General features: G+C 62.6%; 21 protein-coding genes. 18 read left to right on the top strand and 3 right to left on the bottom strand.

Annotated features, from left to right (window positions below):
- Window positions 1–18: 18 nt before the first annotated feature.
- Entirely contained in the window at window positions 19–972 is a 954-nt protein-coding gene (locus tag ACP7BX_RS16010) for a LysR family transcriptional regulator (RefSeq protein WP_314528030.1), read from the bottom strand.
- 184 nt (window positions 973–1156) lie between these two features.
- On the opposite strand from ACP7BX_RS16010, the gene ACP7BX_RS16015 reads away from it, so the two are divergent.
- From ACP7BX_RS16015 to ubiT, 11 genes are all read left to right on the top strand, one after another.
- Entirely contained in the window at window positions 1157–3331 is a 2175-nt protein-coding gene (locus tag ACP7BX_RS16015; RefSeq protein WP_426160681.1) for an FUSC family protein, read from the top strand.
- 132 nt (window positions 3332–3463) lie between these two features.
- Window positions 3464–4780: an OprD family porin gene (locus tag ACP7BX_RS16020; RefSeq protein WP_426160682.1), complete on the top strand. Its 1317-nt coding sequence runs from the start codon at window positions 3464–3466 to the stop codon at window positions 4778–4780.
- A gap of 97 nt (window positions 4781–4877) precedes the next feature.
- Complete coding sequence (locus ACP7BX_RS16025; protein WP_426160683.1) at window positions 4878–5900, top strand: hypothetical protein; 1023 nt, start codon at window positions 4878–4880, stop codon at window positions 5898–5900.
- 72 nt (window positions 5901–5972) lie between these two features.
- Window positions 5973–6416 carry a hypothetical protein gene (locus ACP7BX_RS16030; RefSeq protein WP_426160684.1) on the top strand — a complete coding sequence of 148 codons (444 nt, stop codon included), beginning with the start codon at window positions 5973–5975 and terminating at the stop codon, window positions 6414–6416.
- A gap of 43 nt (window positions 6417–6459) precedes the next feature.
- Complete coding sequence (locus tag ACP7BX_RS16035) at window positions 6460–7635, top strand: NnrS family protein (protein WP_426160686.1); 1176 nt, start codon at window positions 6460–6462, stop codon at window positions 7633–7635.
- Window positions 7636–7765: 130 nt separating this feature from the next.
- Window positions 7766–8413: a pyridoxamine 5'-phosphate oxidase gene (pdxH, locus tag ACP7BX_RS16040; protein WP_426160687.1), complete on the top strand. Its 648-nt coding sequence runs from the start codon at window positions 7766–7768 to the stop codon at window positions 8411–8413.
- An 83-nt stretch (window positions 8414–8496) separates the two neighbouring features.
- A complete protein-coding gene (gene moaB / locus ACP7BX_RS16045) occupies window positions 8497–9051 on the top strand; it encodes a molybdenum cofactor biosynthesis protein B (protein ID WP_426160688.1) in 555 nt (184 codons plus the stop codon).
- Window positions 9048–10274, top strand: coding sequence for a gephyrin-like molybdotransferase Glp (gene glp / locus ACP7BX_RS16050; RefSeq protein WP_426160689.1), 1227 nt, complete (start codon window positions 9048–9050; stop codon window positions 10272–10274). Before moaB ends, glp begins: the two co-directional genes overlap by 4 nt.
- A 9-nt stretch (window positions 10275–10283) precedes the next feature.
- Window positions 10284–11279 (top strand): ubiquinone anaerobic biosynthesis protein UbiU, encoded by a 996-nt coding sequence (gene ubiU / locus ACP7BX_RS16055; RefSeq protein ID WP_426160690.1) that lies wholly within the window; start codon window positions 10284–10286, stop codon window positions 11277–11279.
- A 10-nt stretch (window positions 11280–11289) separates the two neighbouring features.
- Complete coding sequence (locus tag ACP7BX_RS16060; RefSeq protein ID WP_426160691.1) at window positions 11290–12180, top strand: U32 family peptidase; 891 nt, start codon at window positions 11290–11292, stop codon at window positions 12178–12180.
- Entirely contained in the window at window positions 12174–12635 is a 462-nt protein-coding gene (ubiT, locus tag ACP7BX_RS16065; RefSeq protein ID WP_269130934.1) for a ubiquinone anaerobic biosynthesis accessory factor UbiT, read from the top strand. Before ACP7BX_RS16060 ends, ubiT begins: the two co-directional genes overlap by 7 nt.
- A 169-nt stretch (window positions 12636–12804) precedes the next feature.
- Here the strand turns inward: ubiT and narL are convergent, their stop codons facing one another.
- Window positions 12805–13452 (bottom strand): two-component system response regulator NarL, encoded by a 648-nt coding sequence (narL, locus tag ACP7BX_RS16070; RefSeq protein ID WP_426160692.1) that lies wholly within the window; start codon window positions 13450–13452, stop codon window positions 12805–12807.
- Window positions 13449–15251, bottom strand: coding sequence for a HAMP domain-containing protein (locus ACP7BX_RS16075; RefSeq protein WP_426160693.1), 1803 nt, complete (start codon window positions 15249–15251; stop codon window positions 13449–13451). Before ACP7BX_RS16075 ends, narL begins: the two co-directional genes overlap by 4 nt.
- A 309-nt stretch (window positions 15252–15560) precedes the next feature.
- Between ACP7BX_RS16075 and ACP7BX_RS16080 the strand changes: the two genes are divergently transcribed.
- From ACP7BX_RS16080 to ACP7BX_RS16110, 7 genes are read left to right on the top strand one after another with little or no spacing between them, the layout of a single operon-like run.
- The gene (locus tag ACP7BX_RS16080; RefSeq protein WP_426160694.1) at window positions 15561–16811 is read left to right on the top strand and encodes an MFS transporter; all 1251 of its coding nucleotides are present in this window, start codon (window positions 15561–15563) and stop codon (window positions 16809–16811) included.
- Window positions 16812–16813: 2 nt separating this feature from the next.
- Window positions 16814–18211, top strand: a complete 1398-nt coding sequence (locus ACP7BX_RS16085; protein WP_426160695.1) for a NarK family nitrate/nitrite MFS transporter — start codon at window positions 16814–16816, stop codon at window positions 18209–18211.
- Between the two features lie 57 nt (window positions 18212–18268).
- Window positions 18269–22042, top strand: a complete 3774-nt coding sequence (locus ACP7BX_RS16090) for a nitrate reductase subunit alpha (RefSeq protein ID WP_426160696.1) — start codon at window positions 18269–18271, stop codon at window positions 22040–22042.
- A 1-nt stretch (window position 22043) separates the two neighbouring features.
- On the top strand, window positions 22044–23582 hold the full coding sequence (gene narH, locus ACP7BX_RS16095) for a nitrate reductase subunit beta (protein ID WP_269130928.1): 1539 nt from the start codon (window positions 22044–22046) through the stop codon (window positions 23580–23582).
- A gap of 3 nt (window positions 23583–23585) precedes the next feature.
- Complete coding sequence (gene narJ / locus ACP7BX_RS16100) at window positions 23586–24341, top strand: nitrate reductase molybdenum cofactor assembly chaperone (protein WP_426160697.1); 756 nt, start codon at window positions 23586–23588, stop codon at window positions 24339–24341.
- Window positions 24334–25014, top strand: coding sequence for a respiratory nitrate reductase subunit gamma (narI, locus tag ACP7BX_RS16105; RefSeq protein ID WP_426160698.1), 681 nt, complete (start codon window positions 24334–24336; stop codon window positions 25012–25014). The genes narJ and narI overlap by 8 nt, the downstream gene beginning before the upstream one ends.
- Before the next feature lie 10 nt (window positions 25015–25024).
- Entirely contained in the window at window positions 25025–25840 is an 816-nt protein-coding gene (locus tag ACP7BX_RS16110; protein WP_269130925.1) for a peptidylprolyl isomerase, read from the top strand.
- Window position 25841: the final 1 nt, after the last annotated feature.

The following is a 25841-nucleotide window of genomic DNA, read 5'->3' on the forward strand; positions in this document are numbered from 1 at the left end:
AATGACGAGCTGTAGTCGTTATGACTCGACGACACTGAGCGGCGCGCGGGTTTTCAGCACGGCCTTGTGGTCGGCGAGCACTTCCGGCAGGGAGCTGCGCAGGTATTCCACCCAGGTCTTGATCTTGGCATCCAGGTAATGCCGGGAAGGGTAGATGGCGTACAGGCTGAGTTCTTCCAGGCGGTAGTCGGGCAGTACGCGGACCAGGCTGCCGCTGCGCAGTCCCTTGATCGCGGCGTGCACCGGCAGAATACCGATACCCATGTCATTGCTGATCGCGGTCTTCATCGCGTCGACCGAGTCCACCAGGAACGGCGAGTGGGTGATGATGACGTTTTCCTTGCCGTTGGGACCGTCGAACGTCCAGTCCTCCAGGGGGATCACGGGGCTGACCAGGCGCAGGCAGGCGTGGTCGAGCAGGTCCTTGGGAACTTGCGCGATGCCATGATTCATCACGTAGGAAGGCGATGCGCAGACGATGCTGTAGGTCGTCCCGAGTTTTTGCGAAACATGGCTGGAGTCCGGCAAGTCGATGGCCAGCACGATGGACACGTCGAAACCTTCATGCACCAGGTCGGGCGTACGGTTGCTCATGCTCAGGTTGAAGGTCACGTCCGGGTAGTGTTGGCGGTAACGGGCGATGGCGTCCACGACGTAATGCTGGCCGATGCCCGTCATCGAATGCACCTTGAGCTGGCCGATAGGACGGGTGTGGGCATCGCCGGCTTCCACTTCGGCTTCTTCGATCGAATGCAGGATCTGCTCGCACCGCAGCAGGTAGCGTTGCCCGGATTCGGTGAGGGCAATGCGGCGCGTGGTGCGATTGAACAGGCGCGTGCGCAGGTGGGCCTCCAGGTTGGAGATCGAGCGCGAAACGTGGGTGGTGTTGGTCTTCAGGCGCAAGGCCGCGCTGGTGAAACTGCCGGCTTCGGCGACGCAACGGAAGATGCGCATGTTCTGCAGAATGTCCATCGGGGCTTACCAGGGATGACGAGTTTTTCCAGTGTGACATGAAGACGCGGGGCGCTGTAAACGCTATTTATTGTGGAGTTTTGCGTAACAGTCATTCACGTTCTGGATGACTTACCGACCCTGGCACAACTGCCTAAATTCCCCGGCCTTGTGTGCCAGCCAGCTTGTCGGGAGTCGTCTTTTCGTGCCATCACTCACTGATTTTTCGCGCTGGCTGACAGCGCTGCCCTGGCGTCGGGGTTTCCTGGAATGGGCGCGCACCGATGGGGTGATGTGGGTCTACCTGTTCAAGGTGCTGATCGCGTCGTACCTCGCGCTGTGGCTGGCGATGCGCCTGGAATTGCCGCAGCCCAGCACCGCGATTACCACGGTGTTTATCGTGATGCAGCCGTTCAGCGGGCATGTCCTGGCCAAGAGCGTTTATCGCGTAATCGGCACCTTGGTGGGGTCGGCGTTCATGGTGTTGTTGATGGCCCTGTTTGCCCAAAGCACCGAGCTGTTCCTGACTGGCCTGGCGTTGTGGGTGGGCGTGTGTTCGTGTGGTGCGGCGCGCAATCGTCACTTTCGTGCCTATGGGTTTGTGTTGGCGGGGTACACGGCGGTCATGGTCGGCTTGCCGGTGGTGGGGCACCCGGAGCAGGTGTTCATGGCGGCGGTCTGGCGCGTGCTGGAAATTACCCTCGGCGTGCTGTGCGCCACCCTGGTCAGCGCAACGCTGTTGCCCAATACGGCAGGCGCCGCCCTGCGCAATACCCTCTACCAGCGCTTCGGCCGCTTCGCTGCATTTGTGCTGAGAGGGCTGCGCGGCAGCCACGATCAGGCGGCATTCGAGGCCAGCAACCTGCGCTTCATTGCCGAAGCGGTGGGCCTGGAAGGGTTGCGCAGCGTCAGCGTGTTCGAAGACCCTGCACTGCGCCGACGCAAGGGCCGGCTTGATCGCCTCAATGTCGAGTTCATGGCCATCACCACACGCTTCAATGCCCTGCATCAGTTGCTGGACCGCTTGCAGGTGCGCGGTGCCACGGCAGTGCTGAACGCCGTCGACCCAGGCCTGGTTGCGTTGGTCAAGGTGCTGGAACCGTTCGCCGGCCAGGTACTGACGGACCTGGATGCGGCGCACCTGTCGGCACGGCTGCAACGCTACACGCAGGGGTTGCCGATGCAGATCCGTCACCTGCGCGCCGAGCTGTTGCGCGCCCATCCCCACGCCGACGATTGGCTGGACTTTCACACGGCGTGCGAGCTGCTCTATCGCTTCGCCGACGAGTTGCACCGTTACGCCCAGACCCATGCATCCCTGGCCGACCATCACCCCGTGCGTGAGCGCTGGGCCGAGCCTTTCCAACCCCAGACCAATTGGCTGGCGGCGGTGGCGGCAGGCCTGCGTGCAGCGCTGGTATTGCTGGTGTTGTGTGCCCTGTGGATCGCCACCGCCTGGCCCAGCGGCGCGGCAATGACCCTGGTGTCTGCACTGACGGTGGGGCTGTCGGCATTCTCCACCAACCCCCGGCGGATGTCGTTCCAGATTGCCTGCGGGACGCTGGCAGCGGCGGTGATCGGCATTTTCGAAGTGTTCTTCGTCTACCCGCAGATCGATGGGTTCCCCTTGCTGTGCCTGGTGATTGCGCCGGTGATCATGCTCGGTTCGTTTCTGCTGGCCAAGCCGCAATGGGCGGGCTACGGCTTGGGCATGCTGGTGTTTTTCGGCACCAGTTCGATACCCGGCAACCCCACGCTCTACAACCCTTATGGTCTGATCAACGACTACCTCGCCATGGTGTTTGGCATGCTGGTGTGCGCGGCAGCCGGGGCGATCATCCTGCCGCCCAACAGCCCGTGGTTGTGGCGTCGTCTGGAACAGGACCTGCGCCGTCGCGTCGTGTTCGCTATCAATGCGCCTTTGCCGGCGCTGGGCTCAGGCTTCGAAAGCGGCACGCGTGATCTCTTGAACCAAGCCCATGGCTTGTCGGCCGGCCAGCCCCAGGTGCAACACCGCCTGCTGCGCTGGACCTTTGTGGTGCTGGACGTGGGCCACGCGATTATCGAACTGCGCCGCGAACAGGCGCAGCTGCCGACGCTGGCCTGCTACGCCGAGTCCACCGCTTGGCGCCAGGCGGTGCGCGCCATGGGGCGGGCGTTGGTTCGCCTGTTCCTGAAGCCGGAGCACAAGCCATGGCGGCGCGCATTGGACGCCGTGGAACAGGCGATCGAGTGTGTGCAGCACAGCGTAGAACCCTTCGAGGCGCACTTCGAAACCTCGGCGTTGCGCCGGGTGGAAAGCTATCTGCATTTCATCCGCACCTCGCTGCTGGATACGCGCTCACCGTTCGCTGGATTGTTACCCAAACTGAAAAAGTGATTGGCAGTTTTGCCGGCTTTTTCCCTGTGCCCCAACCCTATACCGTGCGCGCTCCCGCTGAATGCCGCAGCACCTGGCCGACAAAAAAACAGGGCGCAGGCGGGATCGCCTCAATCACTTCTCGGAGCCTTTATGAACCACAAGACTTGCTTGGCGCTCGCCGTCTCCCTCGGCGCCGCGCAGCAGGCGGCTGCGTCGGGTTTTATCGACGACAGCAAAGCCAGCCTCGACCTGCGCAATTTCTATTACAACCAGGACACCCGCAACGCCAAGGCCGCCTCGGACAAGGAGTGGGGCCAGGCCTTCATGTTCAATTACCAGTCGGGCTTCACCGAGGGCACGGTCGGCCTGGGCGTGGATCTGCAAGAGTGGTACGGCCTGCGCCTGGACGCTTCGGGCCGGGCGGGCAAGGCCGGCGCAGACAACACCCCCGGCAGCGTCTTCCCGCTGGACGATGGCAAGGCCGCCCATGACTTCAGCAAGACCGGCGTCACCGGCAAGATGCGGATCGCCCAGACCCAACTCAAGGCCGGCAGCCTGATGCCCAAGCTGCCCATCCTGACCACCGAAGACGGTCGCCTGTTGCCCCAGACCTTCCGGGGGTATCAAGTGGAGTCCAAGGACTTCAAGGACGTCAACCTGATCGCCGGCAAGATCGAGCAGGTGATGGACCGTAACTCCAGCAATGGCCAAGGCCTGTCGATTGCCGGTGCCAACGACCCCATCAAAGGCAAGGCGAGCAACCAGTTCTATTACGGCGGCGTGGACTACGCCGTCAGCAAGCAGTTGCAGGTGCAGTACTACTACGCGAGCCTCGAGAACTTTTACCAGCAGCATTTCCTCGGTTTGGTGCACAACTGGCAACTGCCGGTGGGCCAACTCAAGAGCGACCTGCGGTATTTCTACAGCACCGCCGACGGCAAGAATGGCAGCGCTGCCGGCCGCCGCGAAGGTTATGTCAGCTCGGGTTACTACGGGCCGGGCGTCAATGCGGGCAAGGTCGACAACCGCCTGTGGAGCGCGATGTTCACCTATGCCTTGAGCGGGCACTCGCTGGGCCTCGGCTACCAGAAAACCAGCGGGCAAAGTGACTTCCCGCACATCAACCAGGGCCAGGGCCGCTCCCTGTACCTGATCACCAATTCCCAGTCGCTGAAGTTCGTGAATGCCGGCGAGCAGGCCACTGTTGGCAGCTACGCCTATGACTTTGCCAGCCTTGGCGTGCCGGGGCTGCGCTCCAGCGTGACTTACCTGCACGGCAGCCATATCCGCACCGCGAGCCGCGACAATCGTGAATGGGAGCGCGACTTGCGCCTGGATTACGTGATCCCCACCGGCACCTTGAAAGGCCTGGGATTTACCTGGCGCAGCGCGGTACTGCGCGGTAACGACACGGCCGACAAGGACGAGACACGGTTGATCGTCAGCTACAGCATCCCGTTGCTCTAACGCAGTGGAGTAGGCAAAAAGCGTGGGATTGGACCTGGGTTTTCCGCGGCCCAGCCCGTAGGGTCGCGAGGGAAAATCCATGAGTAAGGACGTTGTCATGTCACGCGTACAAAAGCTCACCCACACCCGGCTCGAATGGCTCTGGCTGCTGCCATTCGCTGCCGCGCTCTATTACCCCTGGGCGCTGCAATGGAGCAACCAGGCCCATGTCGCCGAGGCTGGCGCGCCGGTGACGCTGGCGTTGATGTTGAGTGCCTATGCGGTGCCGATTCTGGCGTTCTACTGCGTCTTCGTCACCGGCATGCAGCCAGTGATGACGGCACGCCTGGTACTTGCCCGGCGCCTGGCCTGCCTGGCCGTAGCCGCGCCGCCGGCCTACACGCTGATGGGCGTGTTGTTGTACCTGATGAAGATCAATGGCCATGACCTCTGGGTGTGGAGCGGCCTGTGGCTGGCGTTGATCGCCTACTTCTCGATGGTGTCGAGCACATTGCCGAGCATTGACTTCAGTCGGCACGCGCGTACCTACGTCAAGCTGCGGGTTGCCCATGGCATTGCGTCGGTGGCGATCCTGTTGGTGTTCCTGGCGCCACATCTGTTCAACCATTTGTTCGGCGTGCTGGGCAGCGATGCACATCGGGCGGTGATGGAGGTGTTGCGCGGGGTCTACCGCAATGGCTGGCTGGAGCCGATCATCATTGTCACGTTCTTCTTCCAGATACTCAGCGGCCTGGTGCTGATCCGCCCCAGGACCCAGCAGCGCGCCGACCTGCTGGATGCCTTGCAGACGGCATCCGGCGCTTACCTGGCGCTGTTTATCGCCTCTCATATCAACTCAGTGTTCACCCTGGCACGCTACTTCGGCACCGACACCGATTACGCGTGGGCCGTGGCCGAACCGGTGGGCTTGCTGGCCGATGCCTGGAGCATCCGCCTGGTGCCGCATTACTCCCTGGCGGTGTTCCTGCTGATCGCGCACCTGGCCTGCGGTTTGCGCGGGGTACTGCGCAACCATGGGGTGAGCGAAACACGTTGCGCGACCTTGACCTGGACGGTGATCGGGATCGGTGTGCTGGTGACACTGGTCATTACCGCCGGCATGCTCGGCGTGCGCGTTTAGCTTGATCGGCATCAAGGTTTGGCAGCGTCAGGCCGACCACACTGGAGCCTCGACGCGACCTGCGAGGCCACCATGCTTTACCTGCTGTTTCTGCTGGCCCATCTGTTCGCCGCGCTGATCTTTATCGGCACGGTGTTTTTCGAAGTGCTGATCCTGGCGCGACTGCACCCTCAACTGCCCGCACGGGTGATGGTGCGGGTAGAGCAGGGCGTCGGCCAGCGCGCCAAGGTGCTGATGCCCTGGGTGTTGCTGGTGCTGTTCGGTGCCGGCCTGGGCATGGTCTGGCTGCGTTACCTGCCGGCACTGGGCGCGCCTTTCGCCTCGTCTTTCGGGACTTTGCTGACCCTCAAGCTGATCCTTGCGGCAAGCGTATTGCTGCACTTTCTGCTGACGATGTTGCGCATGCGACGGGGGCGTGCGGGGCCGGGGTATCTGCGGTTTGTGCACCTGAGTTTGTTTGGGCATATGGTTGCGATTGTGGTGTTGGCCAAGAGCATGTTTTACCTCACTTGGTAAAACCCTCGCTACAGAGACCGATGATGAGTTGAGGAGCCGCAGCATGCACGTACTGGATCGACGCAAGGCAATGTCGATAACCCCGTTGTTCCGCTTGGCCTTTCGGCCGTTTTTTCTCGGTGCGTGTCTGTTGGCTGCGCTGGCGGTGCCGTTGTGGCTGTTGGCCCTGGGCGGTCTGACTGGCGAGTGGCAGCCGGCCGGTGGCTGGCTGGCCTGGCATCGGCATGAACTGCTGTTCGGCTTCGGCTTGGCGATCATCGCCGGGTTTCTGCTGACGGCGGTGCAGACCTGGACCGGCCGCCCCGGCCTCAGCGGTGTGCCCTTGGCCGTGTTGGCGGCACTGTGGCTGGTGGCGCGTGTGGGTTGGTTGCTGAATATTCCATTGCCATTGCTGGTCGCGCTGGAGTTGGGCTTTCCGCTGGCGGTTGCCGGGGTGATGGGGTGGACGCTGTGGAAGGTCCGGCAGACGCGCAATTACCCGATTGTGCTGGTGTTGGTCTTGCTGGCCTTGGCTGACGGGCTATCGCTGTTCGACCCTGGTCTGCAGCGCCAGTCGGTACTCACCGGCTTGTGGTTGGTAGCGGCGATGATGGGATTGATCGGTGGCCGCGTGATTCCGTTTTTCACCCAGCGTGGTCTGGGCCGGGCCAAGGCGGTCAAACCCTGGCCTTGGCTGGATCACCTGCTGCTGGGTGGTTCGATTCTGGTGGCGTTGTTGTATGCCAGCGGATGGGCCTTGATGCCCAATCTCTGGTTTGGCGTGTTATTCGGCGCCTTGGCCCTGGGCCATCTGTTACGCCTGCTGCGTTGGCAGGATCGCGGCCTCTGGCGAGTGCCGTTGCTGTGGTCTCTGCACCTGGCGTATGCATGGCTCGCGCTGGCGTGCCTGGGCATGGCGCTATGGCATTTCGGCGCGCCTTTCAATCCAAGCCTGGCCGTGCATGCCCTGACCATTGGGGCGATGGCCGGGTTGATCCTGGCGATGATCGCGCGGGTCAGCCTGGGCCATACTGGCCGGCCGCTGCAACCGCCGGCGGGGATGACCTTGGCGTTTGTCTTGCTGAACCTTGCATGTGTGTGCCGAGTGTTGCTGGTGCTGATCTGGCCCATGACGGCGTTGTGGTTGGCGGGCCTGTGCTGGTCCGTCGGCTTGGGCCTGTACCTGTGGCACTATGGGCCGATGCTGTGGCAGGCGCGGGTCGATGGGCATCCGGGCTAGAAAAGGCCGTCGCCAAATGATTTGGGTGGCCCCTCATGCGGCGTCATGCCGCGGCCGAGTGTTGATCACGGTCAAGGGATAACGGCGTGGCAGTTCCCACACTGTGGCGAACTTCCTGGAGGACCGCGCCATGCCCCTGTCCCTTGCGCAACTGCGCCGCAACTACACCCTTTACGGCCTTCGCGACGACTGCTCGCAGGACAATCCACTGGTACTGTTCGGCCAGTGGCTGGACCAGGCACGCAAGACCGAGGTCCCCCCGGCCGAGGCCAACAGCATGGCCCTGGCCACGGTGGATAGCCACGGCCATGCCCATTGCCGCATCCTGTTGCTCAAGGGTTTTGGCGCCGACGGGTTTTTCTTTTTTGGCAACTACCAGAGCGCCAAGGGCCAGGAACTGGCGGACAACCCCCATGCCGCCATGACGTTTTTCTGGCCGGGCGTGGAGCGTCAGGTGCGGATCGAAGGTCCGGTGGTGAAGGCCGCCGCCGAGTTGTCGGACGACTATTTCGATGCGCGCCCGGCCGCCAGCCAGTTGGGCAGTTGGGCCTCGCCCCAGAGCCAACCCTTGGCTCATCGCAACGAGTTGGAAGCGCGCCTGCGTGAGGTCACCGAGCGTTTCGCCGGTCGGCAACCGCCTCGGCCCGACTATTGGGGTGGCTTCTGCCTGCAACCCCGGCGTATCGAGTTCTGGCAGGGGCGACCTGACCGCCTGCATGACCGCCTCGACTACCGCCTGCTCGACGGCAAGTGGCAACGCACGCGCCTGGCCCCCTGACGGTATACCTCCTTCGAGGAATAGGCCCTGCGCCCAATGCGGCGCAGGCTGAATGCATCTTTTCAATACCTGGAGCCTGGACCATGGCCCATCTCACCCAACGCAGTTTTGTCTCTCTGAACATCGCGGTGTTGACCATCAGCGACACCCGCACCTACGACACCGACACTTCCGGACAAACCCTGGTGGACCGCCTGCAACGTGCCGGCCATAGGTTGATCGATCGCGGCATCCTGATGGATGACATCTACCAGATCCGCGCGCGTGTCTCCCAGTGGATTGCCGACCCTCAGGTGCAAGTCGTGCTGATGACCGGCGGCACCGGCTTCACCGTCCGTGACAACACCCCTCAAGCCGTGTTGCCGTTGCTGGACAAACAGGTGGATGGGTTCGGTGAGTTGTTCCGCCAGGTGTCCTTGGCTGAAATCGGCATGTCGACTTTGCAGTCCCGTGCCCTGGCCGGTTTCAGCAACGGCGTGTTGGTGTGCTGCATGCCCGGTTCACCGGGCGCTTGTCGCACGGCCTGGGACCAGATCCTGGTCGGCCAACTGGACAGCCGCACCGGCCCGTGCAACTTCGTGCCGCATCTCAAGCCGCAACTTGATCAACCGCTAGAAGCCTGTGAGGCACGGCCATGAACCCGTGCGACAGCGGCGACCTGCTGCCGGTAGAGGAGGCCATCGAGCAATTGCTGGCTCAGGCACCGCCGCCACCGCCCACTGAGGTGATCGCGTTGGCCGAGGCCCTCGGGCGTGTCACCGCCGAAGAGGTGTTTTCACCGATCGACCTGCCGGGTTGGGACAACAGCGCCATGGACGGCTATGCCCTGCGCGCGTTCGATGTGCCGGAGCAGGGCGGTTACCTGGAAATGGCCGGGCGGATCGTCGCCGGGCACAGCAGTGACGTGCCGTTGCAGCCGGGGCAAACCGTGCGGATCTTTACCGGTGCGCCGCTGCCTCCAGGTGCCGACAGTATAGTGCCCCAAGAGCGCTGCCGCGTGTACGGCCAGCGCATCTGGTGCCCGCCGGTGCGCCTGGGCGAACACGTGCGCAAGCGCGGCGAAGAGTTGCAACGCGGGCAGCGCGTGTTGAGTGCCGGCAAACGCCTGCGGGCCCAGGAAATCGGCCTGTTGGCAGCGTCGGGCATTCCACGGGTGAAGGTCTACCGGCCACTGCGTGTGTGCCTGCTCAGCAGTGGCGATGAACTGCGCGAGCCGGGTGAGTCCCTGGCGCCAGGACAGATCTACAACAGCAATCGCTACCTGGTCGCGGCGCTGCTGCGCGGCTGGGGTGTGGAGGTGCACGACTACGGCGTGATGGTCGACGCCCTCGCGGCCAGTCGCGATGCGCTGGTGCTGGCCTCCTCCGAATGTGACGTGCTGCTGACGACGGGCGGTGTGTCGGTGGGCGAAGAGGACCATCTCAAACAAGCGATCCAAGCGCTGGGCAAGATTGAGTTCTGGCGCCTGGCAATCCAGCCCGGCAAGCCCTTGGCGTTCGGCCAGGTGGCGGGCAAACCCTGGATCGGCTTGCCGGGTAATCCGACGGCCGCGCTGGTCACTGCACTGATCATGGTGCGCCCGTTCCTGTTGCGCGCTCAAGGCGCGGAACGGGTGCTGCCGGTGCCCATCAGCGTGCCGGCTGCGTTTGAGTGGCTCAAACCCAACAAACGCCGCCAGTACCTGCGCGCACGTTTGAGTCCCGGCAGCGACGGGCAACTGCGCGCCATCCTGCACCCCCAGCAAAGCTCGGCGATGCTCGTCGCCGCCTGTTGGGCCGATGGCCTGGTGATTGTTGAGTGCGAGCAGCAAGTGCTCAAGGGCGCCGCAGTGCCGTTCCTGCCTTTCACCGGATTTGAATAAGGAACCGTCATGCAACTGGTCTGCCCGGCAGGTAACCTGCCAGCGCTGAAAGCCGCCGTGCGCCAAGGCGCCGATGCGGTGTACGTGGGGTTTCGCGATGACACCAATGCCCGGCATTTCGCCGGGCTGAACATGGACGACAAACAATTCGACGCCGCTGTCGCCCACATTCGCCAACATCAGCGCAAGCTCTATGTGGCGGTCAACACCTACCCGCAGCCGAAGATCTGGCCGCGCTGGCAACGCGCCGTGGACCGCGCCGCCGACCACGGCGTAGACGCCTTGATCGCGGGCGACCCTGGCGTACTGGGTTACGCCGCGCAACGCCATCCGCACATGGCGTTGCACCTTTCGGTGCAAGGCTCGGCCACCCATGCGGCGGCGTTGAAGTTCTACGTCAAACACTACGGCATTCGCCGCGCCGTGCTGCCACGGGTGCTGTCGCTGGCCCAGGTCAAACAAGTGGCGGCCAGCGGCACCGTGCCCATCGAAGTGTTCGGTTTTGGCAGCCTGTGCATCATGGCCGAGGGGCGTTGCCATCTGTCTTCCTACATCACCGGCGAGTCGCCCAACCTCTGTGGCGTGTGCTCACCGGCCAAGGCGGTACGCTGGAGCGACGACGCCGACGGCCTCAGCGCACGCCTCAGCGACGTGTTGATCGATCGCTACACTCCGGATGAACCCGCCGGCTACCCGACCCTGTGCAAGGGCCGCTTTCTGGTGGGCGGCAAGCGCTTCCACGCACTGGAAGAACCCGCCAGCCTCGACACCCTGGATCTGCTACCCGAACTCAGCGCCATCGGCGTGGAAGCGGTGAAGATCGAAGGCCGACAACGCAGCCCAGCCTACGTGGAACAAGTCACCCGCGTGTGGCGCGCAGCCCTCGACACCTACCGCGCCAACCCCGCGAACTTTGCGGTCAAGGACCCGTGGCGCCAAGTGCTCGCAGGGCTTTCCGAAGGCAGCCAGACCACCCTGGGTGCTTACCATCGTGCATGGCAGTGAGGACACACAGATGAAACTCAGCCTGGGACCGGTGCTGTTTTATTGGGACAAAGAACACCTTGGGCGCTTCTATGCGGACATGGCAGGCTTGCCCCTGGACGTGATTTACCTGGGGGAAACCGTGTGTGCCAAACGCCGCGCATTCAACCTGGATCAATGGCTTGGCCTGGGCCGCGAATTGCACGCGTGCAGCTCGGCGCAGATCGTGTTGTCGAGCCTCACGTTGATCGAAGCTGCGTCCGAGCTGTCCAGCCTGCGCCGCCTGTGTGACAGCGGTGAGTTTTTGGTTGAGGCAAACGACATGGGCGCCGTGCAGTTGCTGATCGAGCGCAAATTGCCCTTTGTCGGCGGCCCGGCGCTCAACCTCTACAACGGTCATGCCCTGGTGCAACTGCTCGATGCGGGTATGCAGCGCTGGGTGCCGCCGGTGGAATGCTCCCACGGCCTGATCGCCGATGTACTGGAGCAAGTGCGTGAGTTGGGGCGGCCATTGCCGGAAGTGGAGATATTCGCCTACGGGCATCTACCCCTGGCGTACTCGGCGCGTTGTTTTACAGCGCGGGCGGAGAATCGGCCGAAGGATGATTGCCAGTTCTGCTGCATCAACTATCCGGATGGCATGGCCTTGGCCAGTCAGGAAGGGCAGGCGTTGTTTACCTTGAATGGGATTCAGACGATGTCCGCCGAGGTGACCAACTTGTTGGCTGACTATCGCGGCTTGGTCTCGTGTGGTGCTGATGTGCTGCGCCTGAGTCCTCGGGCGCAGGGGATGGTTGATGTGGTGCGTGCGTTTGATCAAGTACGTCAGGGCGCCACGCCGCCGTTGTTTGTCGACGGCTGCAATGGTTACTGGCATGGGCAGGCGGGGATGTTGCGGGTTGAGGAGGTGGTGGGGTGTTGAGTCGCAAGCAGTGGGTGCTCAAGGGCGCGGATCGGGTGTTGCCGTTGATTCGGCGGGTGCCGTTTGCCGTTCAGCGGTTGGCGTTGGAGCAGGGGCTTAATCGGTGTTTGGCGCAGCCTCTGCGCGACGGTGGGTTTGATTTGTTGCGTGGGCGGTGGATGTGCCTGCGTGTTCAGGATGTGGGGGTGTGTTGGTATTTGACGTTGGGGCGGGATGGGTTGCGCGTTGCTTCGAGGGCTGAGGCCGAGGTGACGATCAGTGGCAATTGGCGGGAGTTTTTGTTGTTGGCCAGTCGGCAGGAGGATCCGGATACGTTGTTTTTTCGGCGGCGGTTGGTGATTGAGGGGGATACGGAGTTGGGGTTGGGGTTGAAGAATTTGATTGATAGTCTTGATTCGGATGTGTTGCCGGGGTGGTTGTGGTGGGGGATGGAGAGGGCTGGGGGCGCTGTTTGACTGTGTACATATCCGTTGTTTAGGTCACGGCGGGTATTGGTTCCGCCCTTACGGCGGCTCAGATCAAGATCAAGAGCGACTCGCTTCGCATCGTGGATACGCTTTTCGTTTTCTGTAGGCGCTGGGTTAAGCGGCCATCACCCAAATAACGGATGCCCACAACCCCACATCACCCCACCTGCCTCAAATGCTCCATAGCCCAAACCGCCGCCTCCACCCGCGACCTCAACCCCAGCTTATGCAGCAAATTCTTCACATGCACCTTCACCGTCCCCTCGGTGATCCCCAACTTATGCCCGATTACCTTGTTGCTGTAGCCACTGGCAATCGTCCTCAACACCTGCCGCTCCCGCTCAGTCAACTCCACCGCCGCATGCGGCTGCGGCGAGCGCAACGCCTGGGCCAGTACGCGAGTCAAGCCAGGACTGATCACCAAGGCCCCCTGCAAGGCATCACGGATGAACTCCACCACCAACTCCGGTTCCATGTCCTTGAGCAGATAACCATTGGCATCCAAGCGTAGGGCATCACGAATATCGTCCTCCGCGTCGGACACCGTAAACAGCAGCACCTTCCCCGCATAGTCCATGCCCCGCAGGCGACGCAGAGTCTCCAGCCCATTCATGTGCGGCATGTTGTTGTCCAGCAACACCAGGTCCGGCTGCAACGTAGCGATCTGATCAAGCGCCTCCTGACCATTCCCAGCCTCACCGACCACGTGCAAGTCGTCTTCCAGTTCAAGTATCTGGCGCATGCCGTGGCGCATCATCGGGTGGTCGTCGACCAACAGGATTCGGTGGCGAATAGCGGTGTTCATGAGGCGGTGCCTTGTAGAGAATGGCCAAGAAATTCCGGCTGGAAACGCAATTGCACCCGCGTGCCCTGGGGCTCGCGCGGGCTGATGTCAAGGTGGCCGTGCAGGCTGCGCGCACGCTCGTCCATGATGGTCAGGCCGTGGTGTTCGCGTTGGTCGACGTCGCCACAGAAACCCCGGCCATCGTCTTCGATGCTCAGGCTTACGGTCTCACCAACCTGGCGCAGTTGCAGCCAGGCATTGTGCGCATGGGCGTGGCGCAGGCAGTTGGACAGCGCCTCGCGGGTGATCTGCAGCATATGGATCTGTTCGCTGGCCGACAGCTGGAAGGCCAACGCGTCCACGTGCAGATGCACCTGGAATTCGCCACGGCGGGAGAATTCTTCGGCGGTGTCTTGCAGCTCCTGCACCAGCCCGGCGTCATGGATCTGCAGGCGGAAGGTGGTGAGCAGTTCGCGCAGTTGGCGGTAGGCGTTGTTAAGGCCTTCGCGCAACTCGCTGGTGACGGTGGCCAGGGTTTCCACCGGCTCGCCACGGCGGATCAGGGTCTGCATGCGGCTCACTTGCAGCTTCATATAGGACAGTGCCTGGGCCAGGGAGTCGTGCAATTCGCGGGCGATGATGGTGCGCTCGTCGAGCAGCAACAGGCGGTGGTCCTGTTCGCGCTGGCGCTTGAGGGACAACGAGGTGCCGATCAGGTTGGCCAGGGCCTGGATCAGTTGTTTTTCCCAATCCTGCGGCGCGTGGCCATCCAGGAAGTGCGCCTTGAGTTCGCCCAGTTCGGCACCCTGGTTGCTGATGCTAAATACCTCGGGCGGTGCAGCGTGGTGACGCTCGCAGGTGGCGCAATCACCGATCGCGCAGACGTTGCGGCTGTGTTCGCCATGCAGCGCCAGCATCTGCTGGGCGGGTGCCAGGAAGTGGCCTTGCAGGCACAGCGACAGGCGCAAGCCCGGCAGGCGTTTCTGGAAACGGCGGATCAGTTCATCCAGGCCCTCGGCATTGGCCAGCCGTGTAGCGAGGCTGCGGCTGCTCTGGTAAAGCAATTCCAGGGCCGCGTTGGCTTGTTGCAGGTTGAGGGTCTTGAGCTGCACCTGGGTTTCCAGGGTGCGGTGGGAGGCCTCGATGGTCTGGGCCATAGCGTTGAAGCTCAGGGCCAACTGGCCCAACTCATCTTCGGAGCGGTGGTTGACGCGGGTCTGGTAGTTGCCATCGCGAAAGCGCCGCGTGGCGTGCACCAGTTCCTGCAAGGGCGTGACTACGCCGTATTGCAACTCGTACAGGCCAATCAGCAGGATGATCAAGGTGCTGAACAGCGCCAGGCCCTGGATCGCTTGCTGCCAGCCCTGTTTGTGCTCGCTCTGTTGCTGCAACAGGCTGACGAACTGGTTCAGTTGCTCGACGAACGCGGGTGCGCTGGCCTGGAACAGCGCCACATCGCCGCGCATCACCGCCGGACGCAGCTCGTCGTTCCAGCGCTGCTGGATCTGCTGGTAACTCTGTAGCAAGGCGCTGTGGGGACCATCTTCAAGCACGGCCTTGAGCGACTGGCTGTCGAGGCGCCGTTGCAGGCTCTGGCTGACCTCGGCCACTTCATCCGGCCGTGCACCGGTCGCCAGTTTCCAGCTGAGGTGATAGGTCTCCATGCGCACCGAGCCGGCGGTGTTGATCGCGGCGGCGTCGCCCTGGCTGAACCAGGCGATCAGCCCGGCGCTGAGGGAGCTGGCCAGGGCCAGGATCGCAATCAGGATCACCGCCAGGCCGGCGCGGGCGGGCAGGGAGCTGCGCAGCCAATCAAGCATGACGGCGCAGTCGAAGGGGGCAGCAGAGCAGCATGGTCGCACCTGGAGCGGGAAAGGGGGTGGAGATGGCCTTCCCTGGCGCACTACCTCTAAAGAATTGCCGGCGAACCCTCCCACGGATAAAAGCCGGCACAAGAGAACAATCCATTGATAAATAAAGGCTTTCTCTTGTCTTGCTGGCTACCTCCTTGGAGGTAGACGGGGCCAGCATAGCCCCATACCCACCCGGCCCACGTTGATCTGGGTCAAGTTCGGCGGGGGTGTCGCCCCTAACCTGTGCTCATGGAATCACTTTCTGGAGCGCATACCGTGACTCAACCCCGTATGAGACAAGGCCTGGTGCTGGGCATGAGCACCCTGGCCTTCACCGTCTGCTTTATGGTGTGGATGATGTTCGCCGTGCTCGGCGTGCCCATCAAGGATCTGCTGCAACTCAACGAAACTCAGTTCGGCCTGCTGGCTGCCACCCCGGTATTGACCGGCTCCCTGGTGCGCCTGCCCCTGGGCTTGCTCACCGACCGCTTCGGCGGACGCATCGTGTTCTTCCTGCTGATGCTTGCCTGCGTGTTGCCGCTGTACCTGATCACCTATGCTACTGCCTACTGGCAGTTCCTGGTGCTGGGCCTGTTTGTCGGCCTGGCCGGTGGATCGTTCTCGGTGGGCATTGCCTACGTCGCCAAATGGTTCGACAAGGACAACCAGGGCTTCGCCATGGGCGTGTTCGGCGCCGGCAACGCGGGGGCGGCGGTGACCAAGTTTCTCGCCCCGGCGCTGATCGCCCTCGGCTCCTGGCACCTGGTGCCCAAGGTGTTCAGCGCGATCCTGTTCATCACCGCGCTGTTGTTCTGGTTTCTCACCAGTGAGAACAAGGACCATCGCAGTGCTGGCGGCTCCACTTTGCGTGAACAGTTGCTGTGCCTGAAAGACCCGGCCGTGTGGCGCTACTGTCAGTACTACTCCATCGTCTTCGGCGGTTACGTGGCACTGGCCCTGTGGGTGACCAAGTACTACGTGCAGGAATACGGCTTCAGCCTGCAAAGCGCTGCGCTGCTGGCAGCGTGTTTCTCCCTGCCCGGCGGTGTGCTGCGTGCGGTCGGCGGTTGGATGTCGGACCGCTGGGGCGCGCAGAGCGTGACCTGGTGGGTGCTGTGGGTGAGCTGGATCTGCCTGTTCCTGCTCAGCTATCCGCAGACCCAGCTGCAAGTGATGACCGTCAACGGCCCCCTCGACTTCCATATCGGCCTCAATGCCAGCCTGTTCACCGTGCTGCTGTTTGTGATGGGCATCGCCTTCGCGTTCGGCAAGGCCTCGGTGTTCAAGTACATCGCCAATGACTACCCACAGAACATGGGCGCGGTGTCCGGCATCGTCGGCCTGGCCGGTGGCCTGGGCGGCTTTGTGCTGCCGATCCTGTTCGGCGCCCTGGTGGACCTCACCGGCGTGCGCTCTTCCTGCTTCATGTTGATGTACGGCGTGGTCTGGGTCTCCCTGACCTGGATGTACCTCAGCGAAATCCGCAAACAGCCGTTGCTCGGCAAACGAGCTGGCCAAGGAGAATGATCATGTCTATCGCGCAAAAGCCCGACTCGGGCCCGGTGATCCACGACTGGCGCCCCGAAGACCCGGCGTTCTGGGGCGCCAGCGGCAAGAAGACCGCCACCCGCAACCTGTGGATCTCAATTCCTGCGCTGCTGCTGGCCTTTGCGGTGTGGATGGTGTGGAGCACGGTGATCGTGCGCCTCAACGCCATCGGCTTCAGCTTCACCACCGACCAGTTGTTCTGGCTGGCGGCGCTGCCAGGTTTGTCTGGGGCTACATTGCGGGTGTTCTACTCGTTCATGGTGCCGATCTTCGGCGGGCGCCGCTGGACGGCCCTGAGCACCGCGTCACTCTTGCTGCCGTCACTGTGGATGGGCTTTGCGGTGCAGGACCCGAGCACGCCCTATAGCGTCTTCGTATTGATCGCGTTGCTCTGCGGTTTTGGTGGCGGCAACTTTGCCTCCAGTATGTCCAACATCAGCTTCTTCTACCCCAAGGCCCAGCAGGGCACCGCCCTGGGTTTGAACGCCGGCCTGGGCAACCTGGGGGTGTCGGTGATGCAGTTCTGCGTGCCGCTGGTGATCACCTTCGGTGTATTCGGGCTGATCGGCGGGCAACCGCAAACCCTGGCGGACGGTAGCCAACTGTGGCTGCAGAACGCTGGCTTCATCTGGGTGCCGTTCATCCTCATCGTCACTGTGGCGGCGTGGTTCGGCATGAACGACCTGTCCAGCGCCCGCGCCTCGTTCAGTGACCAGGCGGTGATCTTCAAGCGCAAGCACAACTGGCTGATGTGCTGGTTGTACCTGGCGACGTTCGGCTCGTTCATTGGCTTCTCGGCGGCGTTTCCCCTGCTGATCAAAACCTCGTTCCCGGACGTGGTAGCACTGAAGTTCGCCTTTCTCGGCCCCTTGGTGGGTGCACTGGTCCGTCCACTGGGCGGCTGGTTGGCGGACAAACTGGGCGGTGCACGGGTGACCCTGTGGAACTTCGTGCTGATGATCGTGATGGTGTTCGGCGTGCTGCACTTTTTGCCGCAGAACGGGCAGGGCGGCAGCTTCTACGGCTTCCTCGGCCTGTTCATGCTGCTGTTCATCACCACCGGCATCGGCAACGGCTCCACCTTCCGCATGATCCCGGTGATCTTCCGCACCCTTCACGAGAAAGCCAGCGCCGGTAAACCTGCCGCCGTGCGTGAACAGTCCTTGAAGGACGCCAGCAAGGAGTCCGCCGCCGTGCTGGGTTTCAGCTCGGCCATGGGCGCGTTCGGTGCGTTCTTCATCCCCAAATCCTTCGGCAGTTCCATGGCCGCTACCGGCAGCCCGGCCATGGCCTTCTACCTGTTTGTCGGTTTCTACCTGAGCTGCATCGTCGTGACCTGGTGGTGGTACGCCCGCAAAGGCTGCGCCACACCCTGCTAGTCCGACCTGAATTCGCGGGGCAACGCACCCCACGGCACGCCTGATGAGGAAAGCATCATGAGTCACTTACTGGATCAACTGCGGTTCTTCAACCGCAAGCAAGACGAGTTCTCCGAAGGCCACGGCGAGACCCGCAAGGAGTCGCGCGATTGGGAAAACGTCTACCGTTCGCGCTGGCAGTACGACAAGATCGTGCGTTCCACCCACGGGGTGAACTGCACCGGTTCCTGCTCGTGGAAGATCTATGTGAAAAGCGGCCTGATCACCTGGGAAACCCAGCAGACCGACTACCCGCGCACCCGCAACGACTTGCCCAACCACGAACCCCGGGGCTGCCCGCGTGGCGCCAGCTACAGCTGGTACATCTACAGCGCCAACCGGCTCAAGTACCCGAAAATCCGCAAGCCCCTGCTCAAACTGTGGCGTGAAGCACGCCTGACGATGGCCCCGGTAGACGCCTGGGCGAGCATTGTCGAGGACAAGACCAAGGCCGAGTCCTACAAGAGTAAGCGCGGCATGGGCGGTTTCATCCGTTCCAATTGGGAGGAGGTGAACGAAATCATCGCCGCCTCCAACGTCTACACCATCAAGCAATACGGGCCGGATCGCATCGTCGGCTTCTCGCCGATCCCGGCCATGTCCATGGTCAGCTACGCCGCCGGCTCGCGTTACTTGTCGCTGCTCGGCGGGGTGTGCCTGAGTTTCTATGACTGGTACTGCGACCTGCCACCGGCCTCGCCCATGGTGTGGGGCGAACAGACCGACGTGCCGGAATCGGCCGACTGGTACAACTCCAATTACATCATCGCCTGGGGCTCCAACGTCCCGCAGACCCGTACCCCAGACGCGCATTTCTTTACCGAGGTGCGCTACAAGGGCACCAAGACCGTGGCCATCACCCCCGACTATTCGGAAGTGGCCAAGCTCACCGACCTGTGGCTCAACCCCAAGCAGGGCACCGACGCCGCGTTGGCCCAGGCCTTCAATCATGTGATCTTCAAGGAATTTCACCTCGACCACCCGAGCCCCTATTTCACCGATTACGCCAAGCGTTTTACCGACCTGCCGGTGCTGGTGATGCTCAAGCCCGTGACCGGTTTTGCACCGGGTGCCGGCTTCCAGCCTGACCGCTTCCTGCGCGCCTCGGACCTCACCGGCAACCTCGGCCAGGACAACAACCCGGAATGGAAAACCATCGCCCTCGACGAAAGCGGCGAACTGGTCTCGCCGCAAGGCTCTATCGGCTACCGCTGGGGCGAGAAGGGCAAGTGGAACATCCTCGCCAAAGAGGGCGGAGAAGGTCGCGCCATCGACCTGAAACTGAGCCTGATCGGCGCGGACGTGGCCGAGGTGGGCTTCCCGTATTTTGCCGGCGAATCCCACGAGCACTTCCAGCATGTGGCCGGGGATGCCGTGCAGTTCCGACGCGTGCCGGTGCACAGTGTGACGCTGGCCGATGGCAGCGTGGCCAAGGTCGCCACGGTGTTCGACCTGTCGGCCGCCAACCTGGCCATCGACCGTGGCCTGGGCGGCAGCAACGTCGCCAAGGGCTACGACGATACCAGCGTGCCCGGCACCCCGGCCTGGCAGGAAGCGATCACCGGCGTCAGCCGCGAGAAAGCCATCCAGATCGCCCGCGAGTTCGCCGACAACGCCGACAAGACCAAGGGCCGTTCGATGATCATCGTCGGCGCGGCGATGAACCACTGGTACCACATGGACATGAACTACCGTGGGCTGATCAACATGCTCATGCTCTGCGGTTGCGTCGGCCAGACCGGCGGCGGCTGGGCCCACTACGTCGGCCAAGAGAAACTGCGCCCGCAATGCGGCTGGCTGCCCCTGGCGTTTGGCCTGGACTGGAGTCGTCCGCCACGGCAGATGAACGGCACCAGCTTCTTCTACGGCCACAGCTCGCAGTGGCGCCATGAAAAAATGAACATGCACGATGTGCTCTCGCCCATGGCGGACAAGTCGCAGTTTCCCACCCATGCGCTGGACTACAACATCCGCGCCGAACGCGCCGGCTGGCTGCCGAGTGCGCCGCAGCTCAACACTAACCCGCTGCACATCTGCCGGGATGCGGCGGCGGCGGGCATGGACCCGAAAGACTACGTGGTCAAGTCCTGGCAGGACGGCACCTTGCGTTTTGCCTGCGAACAACCGGACAGCCCGGCGAACTTCCCGCGCAATATGTTTATCTGGCGCTCCAACCTGCTCGGTTCGTCGGGCAAGGGCCATGAGTACATGCTCAAGTACTTGCTGGGCACCAAGAACGGCGTGATGAACGAAGACATCGGCTTTGGCGGCGAGAGCAAGCCCACCGAGGCCGAGTGGGTCGACGAGGGCGCCATCGGCAAGCTCGACCTGGTGACCACGTTGGACTTCCGCATGTCGTCCACCTGCGTGTATTCCGACATCGTCTTGCCGACCGCTACCTGGTACGAAAAAGACGACATGAACACCTCGGACATGCACCCGTTTATCCACCCGTTGTCGGCGGCCATCGACCCGGCGTGGGAGTCGCGCTCTGACTGGGAAATCTACAAGGGCATCGCCAAGGCCTTTTCCGACATTGCGGTCGGGCACCTGGGCGTCGAGCAGGATCTGGTCACCGTGCCGCTGATGCATGACACCGTTGGCGAACTGGCCCAGCCCTTTGGCGGCACCGACTGGAAAAGCGCCGGTGTGGCGCCGGTACCCGGCAAGAACGCGCCGAACATGGCGGTGGTGGAACGCGACTATCCGAATATCTACAAAAAATTCAGCTCCCTCGGCCCGTTGCTGGAAAAACTCGGTAACGGCGGCAAGGGCATCAACTGGAACACCGAGGAAGAAGTCGAGTTTCTCGGCGAGCTGAATCATCACGAAGGTGATGCAGGCATCAGCCACGGTCGGCCGAAGATCGACACGGCCATCGACGCGGCCGAGGTGATCCTGTCCCTGGCCCCGGAAACCAACGGCAAGGTCGCCCTGAAAGCCTGGGCCGCGCTGTCGGAATTCACCGGCATCGACCACAGCCACCTGGCGATTTCCAAGGCCCACGAAGCCATCCGTTTTCGCGATATCCAGGCGCAGCCGCGCAAGATCATTTCCAGCCCCACCTGGTCGGGCCTCGAAGACGAGCACGTGAGCTACAACGCCGGCTACACCAACGTCCATGAAAACATCCCATGGCGCACCATCACCGGCCGCCAGCAGTTCTACCAGGACCACCCGTGGATGCAGGCGTTCGGCGAGCAGTTGATGAGCTACCGGCCACCGGTCAACACCCGCACTATCGAAGGGGTGAAGGGCAAACGCAGCAATGGCGAAACCGAGATCGTGCTGAACTGGATCACGCCGCACCAGAAATGGGGCATCCACAGCACCTACAGCGACAACCTGCTGATGCTCACCCTGAGCCGTGGCGGGCCGATCGTATGGCTTTCGGAAATCGACGCCAAACGCGCCGGTATCGAGGACAACGACTGGATCGAATGCTTCAACGTCAACGGCGCGCTGACCGCCCGTGCGGTGGTGAGCCAGCGCGTCAAGGAGGGCATGGTGATGATGTACCACGCACAGGAACGCATCGTGAACGTGCCGGGTTCGGAAACCACCAAGACCCGTGGCGGCCACCACAACTCGGTGACCCGCGTGGTGCTAAAACCGACCCACATGATCGGCGGTTATGCCCAGCAGGCCTATGGCTTCAACTACTACGGCACGGTGGGTTGCAACCGCGACGAGTTTGTCGTGGTGCGCAAGATGGCCAAGGTCGATTGGCTCGATGGCTCCCACGGCGATGACCTGCCACGCCCATTGCCGACCGATATCGAGGAGAACTGAGATGAAAATTCGCTCACAGATCGGCATGGTGCTGAACCTGGACAAATGCATCGGCTGCCACACCTGCTCGATCACCTGCAAGAACGTGTGGACCAGCCGTGAAGGCATGGAATACGCATGGTTTAACAACGTCGAGTCCAAGCCCGGCATCGGCTACCCCAAGGAATGGGAAAACCAGGACAAATGGAAGGGCGGTTGGATCCGTAACGCCAGCGGCACCATCAACCCGCGTATCGGCGGCAAATTCCGCGTGTTGGCCAACCTCTTCGCCAACCCCGACCTGCCGAGCCTGGACGACTACTACGAGCCCTTCGACTTCGACTACCAGCACTTGCACACGGCGCCGCTGGGCGAGCACCAGCCTACTGCGCGCCCGCGTTCGGTGGTGTCGGGCAAGCGTATGCAGAAAATCGAGTGGGGGCCCAACTGGGAAGAAATCCTCGGCACTGAGTTCGCCAAGCGCCGCAAGGACAAGAACTTCGACCAGATCCAGGCCGACATCTATGGCGAGTACGAAAACACTTTCATGATGTACCTGCCGCGCCTGTGCGAGCACTGCCTCAACCCGGCGTGTGCGGCGTCGTGCCCCAGCGGTGCGATCTACAAGCGTGAAGAAGACGGCATCGTGCTGATCGACCAGGAAAAATGCCGGGGCTGGCGCATGTGCATCAGCGGCTGCCCGTACAAGAAAATCTACTTCAACTGGAAGAGCGGCAAGTCCGAGAAGTGCATCTTCTGCTACCCGCGCATCGAAGCCGGAATGCCCACAGTGTGCGCCGAAACCTGTGTCGGCCGCATCCGCTACCTTGGTGTGTTGCTGTACGACGCCGACCGCATCAGCGAAGTGGCCAGCACCGCCAGCGAACACGACCTCTACGAGAAACAGCTGGAGATCTTCCTCGATCCCAACGATCCGGCCGTAATCCGCCAGGCTCTGGCCGATGGCGTGCCACAGTCGGTAATCGACTCGGCCCAGCGCTCGCCCGTCTACAAAATGGCCGTGGACTGGAAGCTGGCGCTGCCGCTGCACCCGGAATACCGCACCTTGCCGATGGTCTGGTACGTGCCGCCGCTGTCGCCGATCCAGAACGCCGCCGCTGCCGGCACCGTGGGCATGAATGGGGTGATCCCGGACGTGGACAGCCTGCGCATCCCCCTGCGTTACCTGGCCAACATGTTGACCGCCGGCGACGAAAAACCGGTCAAGCGTGCCCTCAAACGTCTGCTCGCGATGCGTGCCTTCAAGCGTTCCCAGCAAGTGGAAGGCGTGCAGGACCTGCAAGTGTTGGAAGATGTGGGCTTGAGCGTGCCGCAAGTGGAAGAGATGTACCGCTACCTGGCCATCGCCAACTACGAAGACCGCTTTGTGGTGCCCAGCGCCCACCGCGAGGACGCCATGAGTGACGCCTTTGCCGAGCGTTCCGGCTGTGGCTTCAGTTTCGGCAGCGGTTGTAGCGGCAGTTCCGACACCAATATGTTCGGCGCCAAAAAGGCTAACCGCCGCGACGTGCTGAAAACCGTACAGATCTGGGAGGACTGAGCCATGCGCATTCTTAAAGTGATCTCGCTGCTGCTGGACTATCCCACTGAGCGCTTGGTGTGCGGTCGCGATGAGCTGGAGCAGGCGATTATCGAATCTCGGGAAATCAGCCCCAAGCAACGTGGCGCCTTGTTCGAACTGCTGGAACTGATCTGCGCCAATGACCTGATGGATGGCCAGGAACACTACGGCGCGTTGTTCGGCCGTGGGCGTTCACTGTCGCTGTTGTTGTTCGAGCACGTGCACGGGGAGTCCCGCGACCGTGGCCAGGCGATGGTCGACATGATGGCCCAGTACGAGGCAGCCGGTTTTGCCATCGGCGTCAAGGAGCTGCCGGACTTTATCCCGTTGTATCTGGAGTTCCTCTCTACCCGCGAAGACATCGAGGCCCGCGAGGGCCTGGCGGACGTAGCGCACCTGCTGGCGTTGCTCGCGGCGCGCCTGGAAGAGCGTGAAAGCGCCTACGCCAGTTGCTTCCGGGCACTGCTGCAAATCGCCGGCGCCGAGCCGCACCAGGCCGTGGCCGAGGTGCGCGCCCAGGTGGCTGCGGAATCGCGTGATGACTCCCTCGAAGCCCTCGATAAGATATGGGAAGAGGAGGCCGTGGACTTTATGCAGGCCGAACAGCAGGACCGCTGCGGTGCGCTACCGAGCGCACCGGGTAAAGCGCGGGAAGAAAGCGCCGTGCCGTTGCACTGGGTGGATTTTCAGCAAGAAGGGCGGGCCGCGTTGCCTGCCGGGGAGGTGGGTAATGTCTAAGTGGAATTTGCTGGTATTCGGGGTGTACCCCTATGTGGCCCTGGCGACCTGCCTGTTGGGCAGTTGGGCGCGGTTCGACCTGTCGCAGTACACCTGGAAGGCCGGCTCCAGCCAGATGCTGGCCAACCGTGGCATGCGCGTGGCGAGCAACCTTTTCCATATCGGCGTGCTGTTTGTGCTGGCCGGGCATTTTGTCGGTTTGCTGACCCCGGCGTCGGTGTACCACCACGTGATCAGCACTGAAAACAAGCAACTGCTGGCGATGGTCTCCGGCGGATTTTTCGGTCTGCTGTGCCTGGTGGGCTTGCTGATGCTGGTCAAGCGTCGCCTGAGCGACCCACGTGTACGTGCCACGTCGAGTGCGTCGGACATCCTGATCCTGCTGGTGCTGCTTGCGCAGTTGCTGCTCGGGCTGCTGACCATTGTCGCCTCGACTGGGCATATGGACGGCTCGGTGATGGTGATGCTCGCCGACTGGGCGCAGAACGTGGTGTTGCTGCGGCCGGTGCAGGCGGCGGAGTCGATCGCGCCGGTATCGTTGATCTACAAGTCCCACGTGGCACTGGGCCTGACGCTGTTCGTGTTGTTCCCGTTTACCCGCCTGGTGCACATGGTCAGCGCACCGATCTGGTACCTGGGCCGTCGTTATCAAATCGTGCGGCAGAAGTCGTGAGGAGCGCGTAATGACCCAGCCTGAATTGATTGCCAGCAGTGAACAGGAATGGCCCATTGTCAGCGTCAACGGCGTGTCGATCACGCCCGAGGCGATGGCCCTGGAGCTGCAATACCACCCGGCCGAAAGCCGCGAAGCGGCGGTGTACCTGGCCGCCCGCGCACTGGTGATTCGCGAGTTGCTGCAACAGCGCATCACTGAGCTGGGCCTGGCGGTGGACATCGCCCCCGGCGAGAACGAAGAAGAAGCCGCCACGCGTTTGTTACTGGAGCGCGAGATTACCGTGCCGCAGTGCGACGAGGCGACTTGTCGGCATTATTTCGACAGCAACCGTGGGCGTTTCCACAGCGCGCCATTGCTGGCGGTGCGGCACATACTGCTCGAATGCGCGCCGGACGATGCCGAGGCCCGGCAGATGGCTCATGTGCAGGCCGAAATCCTGCAGATGAGCCTGGCGCAGGCCCCAGGCAGCTTCGCCGAACTGGCTCTCAAGTATTCGGCATGCCCGTCCAAGGCCCAGGGCGGTTCACTGGGCCAGATCAGCAAGGGCCAGACCGTGCCGGAACTGGAGCGCCAGTTATTCACCCTGGCGCCCGGCCTGGCCGACAAGCCCTTGGAAAGCCGTTACGGCTGGCACGTGATCAGCGTCGACCAGCGCATCGAAGGCCAGCCGTTGCCCTACGAAGCCGTGGCGGGCGCGATTCGCACCCAGTTGCAACAGGGCGTGTGGCAAAAGGCGTTGGTGCAATACCTGCAAACCCTGATCGGCGCGGCGGACATCCGTGGCCTTGCGCTGCAAGGCGCCGACTCGCCGTTGGTGCAGTGAC

This window comes from Pseudomonas sp. DWP3-1-3b3, assembly GCF_049896305.1.
Lineage (GTDB): Bacteria > Pseudomonadota > Gammaproteobacteria > Pseudomonadales > Pseudomonadaceae > Aquipseudomonas > Aquipseudomonas azotoformans_A.